Source organism: Rhizobium sp. Root1212, assembly GCF_001424985.1.
In the GTDB taxonomy this organism is placed as follows: domain Bacteria; phylum Pseudomonadota; class Alphaproteobacteria; order Rhizobiales; family Rhizobiaceae; genus Pararhizobium.
In genome coordinates this window covers 1-13,289 of the sequence record NZ_LMDA01000014.1, presented here as the reverse complement: position 1 = coordinate 13,289, position 13,289 = coordinate 1, and the positions used below count along the sequence as shown (strand labels likewise).

Below are 13,289 nucleotides of genomic sequence, written 5' to 3'. Positions count from 1 at the left end.
ATGACCGATGTTCGCCTGACCGACATACGCAAGAGTTTTGGCGCGGTGGAAATCATCAAGGGCGTCGATCTCAAGATCGATACCGGCGAATTCGTGGTTTTCGTCGGCCCTTCCGGCTGCGGGAAATCGACGCTTCTGAGGATGATCGCCGGGCTTGAAGACATCACCTCCGGGGAACTCACCATCGGCGGCAAGGTGATGAACGATGTCGATCCGTCGAAACGCGGCATCGCCATGGTATTCCAGTCCTATGCACTCTATCCGCATATGACGGTGCGGGAAAACATGGGTTTTGCCCTGCGTTTCGCCGGCGCTGCGAAAGAAGAAGTGGACGCCCGTGTCAACGAGGCCGCCCGCATTCTCGAACTCGGACCGCTGATGGACCGCAAGCCCAAGGCGCTTTCCGGCGGCCAGCGCCAGCGGGTGGCGATCGGCCGCGCCATCGTGCGCGATCCCGATGTCTTCCTGTTCGACGAGCCTCTGTCCAACCTCGATGCCGAACTGCGCGTGCACATGCGCGTCGAGATCGCCAAGCTGCACAAGACGCTGAAATCGACGATCGTCTACGTCACGCACGATCAGGTCGAAGCGATGACGCTCGCCGACAAGATTGTCGTGCTGCGCGCCGGCATCGTCGAACAGGTCGGCGCCCCGCTTGATCTCTACGACGACCCCGACAACATGTTCGTCGCCGGCTTCATCGGCTCGCCGCGCATGAATTTTCTGAAGGCGCGCATCGTCTCTACGGGTAATGGTTCCGCCCAGATCGCACTGACCAATCAGCCGGACGTGCGGCTTGATCTTCCTATTACGTCAACATCTGTCAAAGCCGGCGATGATGTGAGCCTCGGCATCCGGCCCGAACATTTCCGCGCCGCTGGCGAAGGCGATACCGACATGATCGTCGATATCGACGTTGCCGAACATCTCGGCAATACCAGCTATGTCTACGCCCATGTCTCGCCGGAAGAACGGATCATCATCGAGCGCGAGGATTCGCGCAGCGTCGGCAACCGGGAAAAGCTCGCCGTGGGACTTTCCGCAGCCCGCGCCTATCTTTTCGACAAGGATGGGATGCGCATGCGGTAGCCCTTTCCAAACTCTCCCCTTGTCATGCTCGGCCTCCGAGCCGAGCATCCATTAGCCTCTCAATTCGACGAGAGGCTGTAAGATCCTCGGGTCAGGCCCGACCGAGGATGACGACGGAGAGAGTGGTGCCATTGCCGACAGGACAGCCCGGTCAATGCCGGGCTGTCTGCGTTTGTAGGAGGCCGATTAGAAGTTCTGATAGGCCGTAATGATCGCGGCGATCTGGTCGCCGGTCATCGCTTCGATCTGGCTTGCAGTGATGGCCTGCAGCTGGGTGCTGCTGAGGCTGGTGATGTCGCCGCTCGACAGGCCGGCAATGGCCGCTGCGGTGATCGCCGCGATATCGCCGGTCGAGAAGGTGGCAAGGCCGTCCGTCGTCAGCGCTGCGATCTGGGCCGAGGTCATGCCCGCCACCTGTGCCGGCGTCAGCGCCTCCACCTGGGCGGTGGAAAGCGCCACGATCTGGGCGGTGGTCAGGCCGACGATCGCCTTCGGGCTCATCGCCGCGATCTGATCCGTCGACAGCAAGCCGATATTGGCGGTTCCGAAGGCTGCCAGATGCACGGCGTTGAGCGAGCCGACCTGTTCGCTCGTCAGTCCGCCGATCTGGGTCGTGGTCAGCGCCCGGATGTGGTTGTAGGTCAGGGCCGCGATCTGCGTCGTCTTCAACGCCGCCGTCTGCTCGGAGCTGAGCGCCGCGATATTGCCGGTGGACAGGCCGGTAAAGGCGGAGGCGCTGATCGCGGCGATATCGGCGCTCGAGAAGACAGCGATATCATCCGTGCCGAGGGCTGCGATCTGCGTCGAGCTGAGCGCGCCGACCTGGGTCGTCGTCAGGGCTTCGACCTGCGTCGTCGACAACGCATTGATCTGCGTCGTCGTCAGCCCGCCGATCGCCTTGGTCGACAAAGCCGCGATCTGGTCGCTCGACAGCGCGCCGAGGCTTGCACCCGCAAGGCCGGCAACGCCGCCCGCGCTGAGGGCCGCAATCTGCGTCGTGGCGAGATTGGCGATCTGGGCCGAGGTCAGTGCCCCGATCTGGCTCGACGATAGCACGCCGATCTGGGCGGCCGAAAGTGCCGCGATCTGGTCGGAGCCGAGGGCGGACACGCCATCCGAGGTGAGGCCGGCAAGGGCGCCCGTGGTGATCGCGGCGATATCGGCCGTCGAGAAAACAGCGAGATTGGCGCTGCCAAGGGCCGCGATCTGGGTGGAGGTGAGGCTTGCGACCTGCGCCGTGCTCAAGGCTTCCGCCTGCACCGTCGAGAGTGCGCCGACCTGCGTCGAGGTCAGCCCGGCGAGCGCCTTGGTGGTGAGCGCACCGACCTGCTCCGTCGTGAGCGAGCCGATACTGCCGGCGAGCGCTGCCGCCTGCATGGCGCTAAGCGCTGATATCTGGGCGGTGCTCATGGCGGCGATCTGGGCCGAGGTCAAGGACGCGATCTGCCCGGCATTCAGCACACCGACCTGCGCCGCGGTCAGGGCCGCGACCTGATCGGGATCCAGCGCGCCGATGGCATCGCCCGAAAGTCCGGAAAGAGCGGCTGTGCCGATGGCGGCGATCTCGTCTTCGGAGAAGGTGGCGATATCCGCCGCACTCATCGCCCCGAGCTGCGCGCCGGTAAGGGCCGCGATCTGGGTGGAAGTCAGTACGTCGATCTGGCTTGCCGAAAGCGCATCGATCTGCGCGGTCGATAGGCCGGGAATCGCCTTGACGCTGAGGGCGGCGATCTGGTCAGCCGAAAGCGCTGCGATGCTCTCCGTCGAAAGCCCCGAAAGCGCAGCCGATCCGAGCGCGCCCATCTGCGCCGTGCTGAGAACGGCAAGCTGCGCCGAGGTCAAGGCTCCCGAGTGAGCGGAGGACAGGACCGCCAGTTGCGCCGAGGTCAGGGCGGAGACCTGATCCGGCGTCAGGGTCGCGACCGTTTCGCTGGAAAGCCCAGCAAGCGCCGCCGCGCTGATCGCGGCGATATCCGCCGTCGAGAAGGTCGCGAGATCCGCCGAGGTCAGGGCTGCCATCTGCGCCGAGGTCAGAACGCCGACCAGCGCCGAGGTCAGCGCCTCCGCCTGCACCGTCGAGAGCGCGCCGATATGGGAGCTCGAAAGGCCGCCGATGGCGCCGGTCGAAAGCGCCGCGATGTGATCGGCCGAAAGGCCGGTGATGCCGGCGGTCGTCAGCGCCGCCAGTTGCAGGGAGGTCAGCGCCCCGACCTGCGCCGTCGAAAGTGCGGCGATCTGGCTGGACGTCAGCACTTCGATCTGCGCCGATTTCAGGGCGGCGATCTGGGTCGTTTTCAGAAGAGCGGCCTGATCGGGCGTCAGCGCCGCGATATTGGCGGTGGAGAGGCCGGAGATTGCGGCGGCGGAGATCGCCGATATTTCGTCATCGGAGAAGGTCGCAAGGGCCGCCGTGCCGAGCGCACCGATCTGCGAGGCGTTCAGGAGAGCTACCTGCGCTGCGGTCAGCGCCTCAACCTGCGTGGTGGAAAGCGCGGCGACCTGCGCCGAGGTCAGGCCGGAAACCGATTTCGTGCTCAGCGCGGCGATCTGGTCTGCCGTCAGGGCCGCAATGCTGTCGGTCGTCAGCACCTTAACCTGCGCGGAACTGAGCGCTGCAACCTGCCCAGTGCCGAGGGCGGCAAGCTGGCTGGAGGTTAGGGCGGCGATCTGCGCCGTCTTCAAGGACGCGATCTGGCTGGTTTTCAGCGCGGCCGCCTGATCGGCGCTGAGGGCGGCGATATTGGCGGTCGAAAGGCCGGCGATCGCAACGACGCTGATGGCGGCGATCTCGTCTTCGAGGAAGGTCGCCAGCGCTTCGCTGCTGAGCGCCCCGATCTGCGGCGAGCCGAGGGCGGCAACCTGCGCCGTGGTCAGCGCCTCGACCTGCGTCGTGGAAAGAGCGGCGACCTGGGCCGAGGTCAGCCCCACCACCGCCTTGGCGGTGAGGGCTGCCACCTGATCGGCCGAAAGCGCCGCAAGGCTGCCGCTCGAAAGGGCGGCGACCTGCGCGGAACTCAGAGCCGCGATCTGGGCTGTGGTCAGCGCGGCGATCTGCGCCGAGGTTAAGGCGGCGATCTGGGCGGTTTTCAGGCCGGCGATCTGCGTCGTCTTCAGCGCCCCCGCATGCTCGGACTTGAGCACGGCGATGTTGGCAGTGGAAATGCCGGAAACGGCACTGGTATTGATCGCGGCGATTTCGGCTTCGGTGAAGGTCGCGAGGTCTTCGGTGCTCAGCGCCGCGATCTGTGTGGACGTGAGAGAGGCGATCTGCGCCGAATTCAGGGCCTCGACCTGCGTCGTCGAAAGCGCTGCGATCTGGGAGGAGCTGAGGCCGGCGATGGTGCGCGCGTTGACGGCGGCGATCTGATCGGCCGAAAGCGCCGCCATGGCGTCGCTCGACAGCGCCTTGAGCTGCGCGGAGGCGAGCACGGCGATCTGGGCGGTGTTGAGGGCGGCGATCTGGCCGGAGGTGAGCGCGGCGACCTGCCCCGTCTTCAAGGCCGCGACCTGGCTGGTCTTCAGCACGGCCGCCTGATCGCTGCTGAGCGCCGCGATGGCGGCGGTGGAAAGGCCGGAAATCGCCGACGCGCTGATCGCCGCGATATCGGCGGTCGAGAAAGTCGCGAGTTCGGCGGAGCCAAGAGCTGCAAGCTGGTTTGCGCTCATGGCGCCGACCAGCACAGAGGTCAGCGCTTCGGCCTGGGCCGTGCTCAGGACGCCCATCTGGGCCGTCGTCAGGCCCGGAACGGCGCGGGTGCTGATCGCTGCGATCTGGCCGGTGGAGAAGGCCGCGAGGTTTTCCGTGGAGAGAACCTTCAGCTGGGCGAGGCTCAAGGCCCCGATCTGCGCCGTGGTCAGCGCCGCGACCTGGGCCGAGGTGAGCGCGGCGATCTGCGTGGTCTTCAGGGCCGCGATCTGGGTCGTCTTCAGCACAGCCGCCTGTTCGGAGCTGAGCGTTGCGAACAGGGACGCCGGAAGGCCGGCAAGCGCGGCGGTGCTGATCGCGGCAATGTCGTCCGTCGAGAAGGCCGCGAGATCTGCGGAGCTGAAGGCGGCAAGCTGGGTGGAGGACAAGGCGGCGACGAGGGTCGTGGTCAGCGCCTCGGCCTGCTCCGTCGTGAGGACGGCGATCTGGGTGGTGGACAGGCCCGGAACGGCCTTGGCGCTCAGGGCCGCGATCTGCGTCGAGGAGAGCGCAGCGATGCTTGCGGTCGGAAGCGACTTGACCTGTACTGCGGTCAGCGCCGCGACCTGCGTGGTCGAAAGCGCTGCCACCTGATCCGGTGTCAGCGCCGCGATCTGGCCGGATTTCAGCGCCGCGATCTGGTTCGTCCTGAGGGCCGCGACCTGTTCGCTGCTGAGCGCTGCGAGGCTTGCTGAGGGGAGACCCGGAAGCGAGCCAGCCTTGAGGGCGGCGATTTCCTCGGTCGTGAAGGTGGCGATCTCATCGGGCGCCAGCATGGCGAGCTGCGAAGACGTCAGCGCCGCGACCTGCAGGGCGCTCAGGGCTTCGATCTGATCCGAGCCGAGGGCGCCGATCTGCGTCGTCTTCAGCGCCGCGATCTGTCCCGTCGCCAGACCGGTGATCTTGTCCGTCGTCAGGAGAAGCAACTGGTCGATGCTGAGGCCGACAATCGCCGCCGGCGCGATGGCGCTGACCTGCGTCTTCGACATCGCCGCGAAATCTTCCGTTTCCAGCGCTGAGACCTGACCGGAGGAAAGGGCCTTGATCTGCGTGGTCGACAGCGCAGCGATGTCTTCCGTGGACCAGGCGGCGATTGCCGCGGTCGACAGAGACCTGATCTGGCTGACGCTCAGCGAAGGAATGGTCGAAGTCATAAACGAAGCCCTTTGGTATCTGATCACGGAGGCGCCGGCGCGCAAGGCATGGCCGCGTGCATCGAAGGGCTTCGAAAGCTGTCAAGAAAATGCAGTATAAATAAGTACTTGACTACAATTTCAGAGAGAATCGGCACACCCGCTTCTGCGCGCAGTGTGCCATTCATGCGCGAAGAGGCTTGCCTGAGGCTGATAGGAAGAGCGAATTTCGCCGGGCGGTTCAGCGGAATTTTTCGCGCTGCTGGAAATACCACATGCCGATCGCCAGCGCCTGATTGCCGAGGAAACGGCCGACCGGCAGCCGCCAGTGACGGGCGCTGGCGAAGATATCGAATTCGCGTGGGTTCCCGGTCAGCGCCGAGGTCATGATCTCCCCGACGATATGGGAGGTGGCGACGCCATGGCCGGAATAGCCCTGCGCATAGAAGACATTGTCGCTGAGGCGGCCAAACTGCGGGATGCGGTTGATGGTGATGCCATCCTGCCCCTGCCAGGCGAAATCGATGCCGATGCCTTTCAATTGGGGAAAGGTCTTTTCCAGTGCCGGGCGAAGCTCCCGCTCGACGCTGCCGCTCTCCCGGCCGGTATAGTTGGTGCCGCTGCCGAACAGCAGGCGACGATCGGCGGTCAGGCGGTAGTAGTCGAGCACGAAGCGGGTATCGTAGACGGCCAGATCCTGCGGGTTAAGGCGGCGGGCCATCTCTTCGGAGAGCGGTTCGGTGGTGATGATGCCGAGCGTTGCCGGGAAAAGCAGCCCGGCGAGCCTGCCGCGCGCCAGCCTGTGCGAGGCATTGCCGGCCAGCAGCACCTTGTCCGCCCGCACCCGGCCGCCATTGGTCATCAGCTCCACGCGGCGGCCATGGCGGATGTCCTGCACTCGCGTATCGGCGAAGATACGGGCGCCGAGGCTTCGGGCCGCATCCGCCTCGCCGAGGCAGAGGTTCAGCGAATGGACGTGCATGTTGCGCCGGTTGACGAGCCCGGCGACGTAGAGATCGGTATCGACGATGTCCCGTACCGCATCGCCCCGAACCAGCTCCACCTCATCGCCCATGCCGTGGGCAAGCGCCAGCCGGTGCATCTCCTCCAGCTCGCCGACATGGGAGGGCTTGAAGGCGGCGTGCATGTGGCCGAATTTCAGGTCGCAGGCGATGCCGTATTTTTCGACCCTATTGCGGATGATTTCGTGACCGCGCCAGCGCAGGTTCCAGACGAAATCATCGACGCCATCGCCCAGTACGCGGCGGAACTGCTTCAGCATCGCCCGGTCGCCGGAAAGCGAGCCGGTGATCTGGCCGCCATTGCGGCTCGATGCGCCCCATCCGATCAGATTGGCTTCGAGAAGCGCCACAGAGACGCCCTTTTCCGCCAGTCCGAGCGCCGTCGAAACGCCGGTGAAGCCGCCGCCGATGATCGCGACATCGACATCGAGGTCGCCTTCCAACCTGGCGAAGGGCGCGACGGGGTTGGCGGTCGCGGCATAATAGGATTTGCAGTAGGGCTCGGCCATGCCTGATCTCGGTTAGACGGAATGGCGGTAGGTGGCGATTTCGAAATCGGTCACCTTCGAGGCGAAGACGTCCTGCTCCTGCTGCTTGCAGGCGGCGAAGCAGGCGACGAATTCGGGATCGAGAAGGCGGCCGGTGCTCTCGGCGGTCTCGAAACGCTCCAGAGCCTGCCGCCAGTCCTTGGCGAGCATCGGCAGTTCCAGTTCGTGCGAATTGGTGCCGACCGGCGCTGCCGGCGTGAGCTTGCGGACAATGCCGTCGAGCGCGCCGGCGAGGATTGCCGCGAGCACGAGTAAGGGATTGGCATCGATGCCGGCGACGCGGTGTTCGATGCGGCGGGCGGCATTGGGCCCGCCGGGAATGCGCAGCGCCGCGGTGCGGTTTTCATAACCCCAGCCGACCGTGGTCGGTGCGAGCCCGCCACGGCAAAGCCGGCGGTAGGAATTGAGATGCGGCGCAAAGATCAGCGTCATATCGGCCATGCTGTCGAGCAGGCCGCCGACCGCGCCGAGCATGATATCCGATCCACGCGCCGTGCCGTCGTCGAAGACGTTGCGCCCCTGCGCATCCAGCATCGAAAAATGCACATGCAGGCCGCTGCCGGCGAAATCCGGGTAGGGCTTGGCCATGAAGCAGGCGAGGAAGCCATGACGGCGGGCGATGTTGCGCAGGATATGCTTGAAATAGAGCGTGTCTTCCGCAGCCTTCAGCGCATCGGCCTGATGCACAAGATTGAACTCGAACTGGCGCCCCGCCCCTTCGGCAATCGCCGCATCGACGGTTATGCCGCAGGCTTGCGCCGTGGCATAGACCTCGTCGAGAAACGGGCCGACCTCGTTCAACTCTTCCAGCGAATAGATATTGTCGAACTCCCGCGGCGGGCTGCCAGGGCCGCCATGGGCCGGTGCCGGACGCTCCGAGTGCGGATCGATCAGGAAGAACTCGACCTCGGTCGCCACCATCGGCGTCAGACCGACCTTCTTGTAGCGCGCCAGAATATCGGCGAGCAGATGGCGGCCATCGGCGAAATAGGGCGTGCCGTCTTCCTTCGTCATCCACATCGGCAGGACGGGTCCGCCGAAGCCGAGATCGAGAGGCCCGCGCCCGGTCGGCATGCAGATGCCATCGAGATCGCCCCGCTCCAGCGTCAATTTCGTTCCGGCGACATCGGTGCCCCAGACATCGACGCCGATCGAGGAGAGCGGCATGCGGATGCCCTCCTTCTCAAGCTTCGAAAGCTTTTCGGCCGGAACCCGCTTGCCGCGAAAAATGCCGTTCATGTCGGTGATCGCCGCAAACACATGCGCCCCCATTGCCGCCGAGGTTCTGGGGGACTGGTCTGCATTCATGACGGGCGCTCCATCGGGCATTGAAAATCCGGCCGCAAAGCCTTGAGAAGACAATTCCCTAGGCTTTGCGGCAAAAAGCCGGAGAAGTCCAGCGGCGGACAATCCACCGCCGGCGGTGTCAGGCGGCGCGTTTCAACGCGTCGCCGAAGATCGAGACGAGCTGCTCGATATGGGATTTTTCCGCGATCAGCGGCGGCGAGAAGGCGACGATATCGCCGGTGACGCGGATCAGCAGACCCTTTTCGAAGCAATCGACGAAGACGTCATAGGCCCGCGCTCCCGGCGCACCGTCGCGCGAGGCAAGCTCGATGCCGGCGATCAGGCCGATGGTGCGGATGTCGATCACATGCGGCAAGCCCTTCAGCGAGTGCAGGGCGGCATGCCAGTCGTCCTGCAATTCGGCGGCGCGGGTGAGCAGCCCCTCGTCGCGGTAGATATCGAGGGTGGCGATACCGGCGGCGCAGGCAGCCGGATGGCCGGAATAGGTGTAGCCGTGGAACAGCTCGATCACGTTTTCCGGGCCGTGCATCAGCGCGTCATGCACCTTGCGGCTGGCAAAGACAGCCCCCATCGGGATTGCGCCGTTGGTGAGGCCCTTGGCGGTCGTGACGATATCCGGCGTCACGCCGAAATAATCGGTGGCGAAGGCAGCCCCGAGGCGGCCGAAACCGGTGATGACCTCATCGAAGATCAGAAGAATGCCGTGGCGGTCGCAGATCGCGCGGAGGCGATCGAGATAGCCCTTCGGCGGAATGAGCACGCCGGTCGAGCCGGCGACCGGTTCTACGATGCAGGCGGCGATGGTTTCCGCGCCATGCAGCGCCACCAGCCGCTCCAGATCGTCGGCCAGTTCGGCGCCGTGTTCTGGCTGTCCCTTGACGAAGGCGTTGCGGGAAAGGTCATGGGTGTGGCGCAGGTGGTCGGAGCCGGGAAGCTGCGGGAAGACGCGGCGGTTGTTGACGATGCCGCCGACCGAAATGCCGCCGAAGCCCACGCCATGATAGCCACGCTCGCGGCCGATGAGCCGGGTTCGCGTGCCCTGACCGATGGCGCGCTGGTAGGCGATGGCGATCTTCAGCGCCGTATCGACCGATTCCGAGCCGGAGCCGGTGAAGAACACCCGGTCGAGCTTGTTGCCCTCCGGTCCCGGCGCGATCTCGGCCAGACGCTCGGCGAAGTCGAAGGCGATCGGGTGGCCCATCTGGAAGGAGGGCGCAAAATCCATCTGCGTCAGCTGACGCTCGACGGCGGCGGCGATCTGGCGGCGGCCGTGGCCGGCATTGACGCACCAGAGGCCTGCGGTGCCATCCAGAACGGTACGGCCGTCGGTGCTTGTGTAATGCATGCCCTCGGCAGACGCGAGCAGCCGCGGGGCAGCCTTGAACTGGCGGTTGGCGGTAAACGGCATCCAGTAACTGTCGAGCACCGGCGCATTGGGCTTGTTGTGAACGTTCATGGCAAATCTCCTCTGATGGCCGATTGACGCCATGCTTTCGATTTCCGAACAAGTCCTTTTCTTGTTGACATCAACACATTGAAATTATTGAACTGGCGCAGTGGATGTTTCGATATTTCGAACAAGGAAAACAGGAGGAACGCCATGTCGGTGGATATCGGAGGCAGGCTCAGGCACCTGCGCATGGCGCGCAATATGTCGCAACGCGAACTCGCAAGACGCGCGGGCGTGACCAATTCGACGATCTCGCTGATCGAATCCAACGCCGCAAATCCCTCGGTCGGGGCGTTGAAGCGCATCCTTGACGGCATCCCCATCGGCCTGGCGGAATTCTTCGCCTTCGAGCCCGACCGGCCGAAAAAGGCCTTCTATCAGGCGGACGAACTGACGGAGATCGGCAAGGGGCCGATTTCCTACCGGCAGATCGGCGAAAACCTGTTCGGCCGCAGCCTGCAGATCCTGAAGGAGTGCTACCAGCCCGGCGCCGATACCGGCAAGGTGCTGCTGGCCCATGAGGGCGAGGAAGGCGGCATCGTGCTTTCCGGCCGCATGGAGATCACCGTCGGCGACGAGCGGCGCATCCTTGGTCCAGGCGATGCCTATTATTTCGAAAGCCACCGTCCCCACCGTTTCCGCTGCGTCGGGCCGGTAGCTTGCGAGGTCATCAGCGCCTGCACGCCACCGAGTTTCTGATCACGGCAAAATCACCGATTGCTCAATTTTGAATGTCTTGGATAGCGAAATCGTGAAGTCTGCCGGCCTATTCATGCCACACCGGATGTGCAGGTGTTGCCGCCCGAGAATGACCCAGGACCTGTTGATGACGATTCGCTTGCGTGGACTGATTGTTGCGATACTGATTTCCCTGACCTGCTGGGCGGGGATCATCGGAGCGGCCCGCGGCCTTCTCTCCAATGACCGCCAACTGGAAGCCAACTCGCAATTCGACGGCAGGCAAGATGTCTGACCTGCCGTCCTGAACGGATCACAGCATGGGCGAAGATGCCAAGGATATGATCGCCCTGATGCAGGCGATGGCCAATAGCCCGCGACGCGACAACAGCAGCTATCATAAGGCCATGGCGGAGGCCCGGCGCGCTTTCGCGGATGCGGAACGGGAACTCGGCGGCCCCGTCGTGGTCAAGACGAAAACCAAAAGAAAGCGCAACGGCAATTATGTCGTGAAGTGGACGTTCAAGCCCGCGCCCTGAAGCCCATTTGGCGCTACGCATCAACCTATGACAAGATCACGGTTTGCGTCGGCTCCAAGTTTGTATACGCTGTGTATGCAACACAAAATCGGCCGCCCAGCAGAGAGACGATCATGACCCAGACGACCACCTTGACGATTGAGGCGCTGCATCAGCGCGTCGAAACGATCTTCCGCAAGAGCGGACTGAACGACATCCAGGCCGGCGCGCTGGCGCGCGTCATCGTCGCGGGCGAGCGCGATGCCTGTAAATCCCACGGCATCTACCGCATCGAGGGTGCGCTGCGCACCGTCAAGGCCGGCAAGGTCAATCCGCTTGCCGAGCCCGAGCTGGTGCAGCAGCCGGCCTCGGCCATCGTCAAGGTCGATGCCAAGGGCGGTTTTGCCAATCCGGCGTTCGAGCTTGGCGTCTCGGCGCTTGCCGAGCGGGCGCGCACCTGCGGGCTTGCCGCACTGGTGATCAACGACTGCACCCATTTCTCGGCGCTGTGGCCGGAGGTCGAGGCGGTGACGGAACGTGGCCTAGCTGCCCTCGTCATGTGCCCGAGCTATGCCACGGTCGCCCCCTCCGGCGGCACCAAGCCACTGCTCGGCACCAATCCTTTCGCCTTCGGCTGGCCCCGTTCGGGCAGCTCGCCTTACGTCTTCGATTTCGCAACCTCGGTCGCCGCCCGCGGCGAGATCGAACTGCATCGCCGCGCCGGCAAATCCCTGCCGGAAGGCTGGGCGATCGATGCCGACGGCAAGCCGACGACGGAGCCGGAAGCCGCGCTCGCCGGCGCCATGCTGCCCTTCGGCGGCCACAAGGGTTCCGCCATCTCGACGATGATCGAGCTTCTGGCCGGCATCATGATCGGCGACATGACGAGCCCGGAAGTACTCGACTATCTCGGCACCACGACACTTGCGCCGCGCCATGGCGAACTCATCCTCGCCTTCTCGCCGCAGGCCTTTGCCGCCGGCCGTGACGGTGATCCCTTTGCCCGCGCCGAAACCCTGTTCGAGGCGATCGCCGGCCAGGGCGCACGCCTGCCCTCGCAGCGTCGATATGCCGCCCGCGCGGTCTCGACGGACAAGGGCGTCACGCTGACGGCCGACGAGATGAAGCAGCTCGACCGGCTGGAGGAGTTGGGGCTCGACGCCATCGCTTGATGGGACTTTCGAACGGCCTCTCTCCGTCATGCTCGGGCTTGTCCCGAGCATCTGCCGGGTCTCCGCGACTGTGGAGAGGCTGGAAGATCCTCGGCACGAGGCCGAGGATGACGATAGAGAGGGAGGTGGACCTGCCATCCCATTGAAAAGGGGCCCTTTCGGCCCCTTTTGCACATCTCGGTTGTCGCATTTTGCGACGGCGGCTTACGCCTTGTACTTCTGGACGGCGCCGGGGAGCTTGCTCCATTCGGCATACCAGGTGTCGAATAGCTTGAGCTGGGCTTCGACATAGCCGCGCTGGCTGTCGGAAAGYGCGTCGTCGGCATTGAAGTGCAGCGCGTATTCGGCRTCGCCCTTCAGCACCATCATGTGCTTGAAGTAGAGCACCAGATCCGGACCTTCGTCGAAGGAGGAGAGCACGCCGAGCGCGGCTTCCAGCTCCAGCGCGCGGGCGCGGGCATCGACGTCGCCCTCGGCGGCCGCCTGCGACAGGTTGCACATGTGGATGACTTCCTTCGGCAGCACGCAGCCGATGCCGGTGATCGCGCCGACGGCGCCGCAATTGACGAAGCCGTGGAAGACGCAGGTATCGACGCCGATCATCAGCGAGACGTCGTCGTCGCRATAGTTTGGCGTGTTCTTCGGCCATTCCGCATAGCCGACGACGGTCGCCGGGATGAAGTCGT

At 64.6% G+C, this 13,289-nt stretch carries 9 protein-coding genes and 1 pseudogene; 5 read left to right on the top strand and 5 right to left on the bottom strand.

Annotated features, from left to right (window positions below; translation table 11 throughout):
- Window positions 1–1,089: a sn-glycerol-3-phosphate ABC transporter ATP-binding protein UgpC gene (ugpC, locus tag ASC86_RS15325; RefSeq protein ID WP_056322851.1), complete on the top strand. Its 1,089-nt coding sequence runs from the start codon at window positions 1–3 to the stop codon at window positions 1,087–1,089.
- Window positions 1,090–1,275: 186 nt separating this feature from the next.
- Here ugpC and ASC86_RS15320 read toward each other — a convergent pair whose 3' ends face one another.
- From ASC86_RS15320 to ASC86_RS15305, 4 genes are all read right to left on the bottom strand, one after another.
- On the bottom strand, window positions 1,276–5,928 hold the full coding sequence (locus tag ASC86_RS15320) for a hypothetical protein (RefSeq protein WP_056322848.1): 4,653 nt from the start codon (window positions 5,926–5,928) through the stop codon (window positions 1,276–1,278).
- 220 nt (window positions 5,929–6,148) lie between these two features.
- The gene (locus ASC86_RS15315) at window positions 6,149–7,438 is read right to left on the bottom strand and encodes an FAD-binding oxidoreductase (RefSeq protein WP_056322845.1); all 1,290 of its coding nucleotides are present in this window, start codon (window positions 7,436–7,438) and stop codon (window positions 6,149–6,151) included.
- A gap of 12 nt (window positions 7,439–7,450) precedes the next feature.
- Complete coding sequence (locus tag ASC86_RS15310; RefSeq protein WP_244477621.1) at window positions 7,451–8,785, bottom strand: glutamine synthetase family protein; 1,335 nt, start codon at window positions 8,783–8,785, stop codon at window positions 7,451–7,453.
- A 118-nt stretch (window positions 8,786–8,903) separates the two neighbouring features.
- Window positions 8,904–10,241 (bottom strand): aspartate aminotransferase family protein, encoded by a 1,338-nt coding sequence (locus ASC86_RS15305; RefSeq protein WP_056322839.1) that lies wholly within the window; start codon window positions 10,239–10,241, stop codon window positions 8,904–8,906.
- A 144-nt stretch (window positions 10,242–10,385) separates the two neighbouring features.
- On the opposite strand from ASC86_RS15305, the gene ASC86_RS15300 reads away from it, so the two are divergent.
- The 4 genes from ASC86_RS15300 to ASC86_RS15285 all read left to right on the top strand — a co-directional run bounded on the left by ASC86_RS15300 (window position 10,386) and on the right by ASC86_RS15285 (window position 12,603).
- Complete coding sequence (locus tag ASC86_RS15300) at window positions 10,386–10,934, top strand: cupin domain-containing protein (RefSeq protein ID WP_056322836.1); 549 nt, start codon at window positions 10,386–10,388, stop codon at window positions 10,932–10,934.
- A gap of 127 nt (window positions 10,935–11,061) precedes the next feature.
- A complete protein-coding gene (locus ASC86_RS25865; RefSeq protein WP_156387071.1) occupies window positions 11,062–11,208 on the top strand; it encodes a hypothetical protein in 147 nt (48 codons plus the stop codon).
- A gap of 25 nt (window positions 11,209–11,233) precedes the next feature.
- The gene (locus tag ASC86_RS15290; protein ID WP_056322831.1) at window positions 11,234–11,452 is read left to right on the top strand and encodes a hypothetical protein; all 219 of its coding nucleotides are present in this window, start codon (window positions 11,234–11,236) and stop codon (window positions 11,450–11,452) included.
- Window positions 11,453–11,565: 113 nt separating this feature from the next.
- Complete coding sequence (locus tag ASC86_RS15285) at window positions 11,566–12,603, top strand: Ldh family oxidoreductase (protein ID WP_056322829.1); 1,038 nt, start codon at window positions 11,566–11,568, stop codon at window positions 12,601–12,603.
- Window positions 12,604–12,807: 204 nt separating this feature from the next.
- On the opposite strand, the pseudogene ASC86_RS15280 reads toward ASC86_RS15285, so the two are convergent.
- Window positions 12,808–13,289, bottom strand: a pseudogene (locus ASC86_RS15280) (hypothetical protein); the annotation flags it as partial.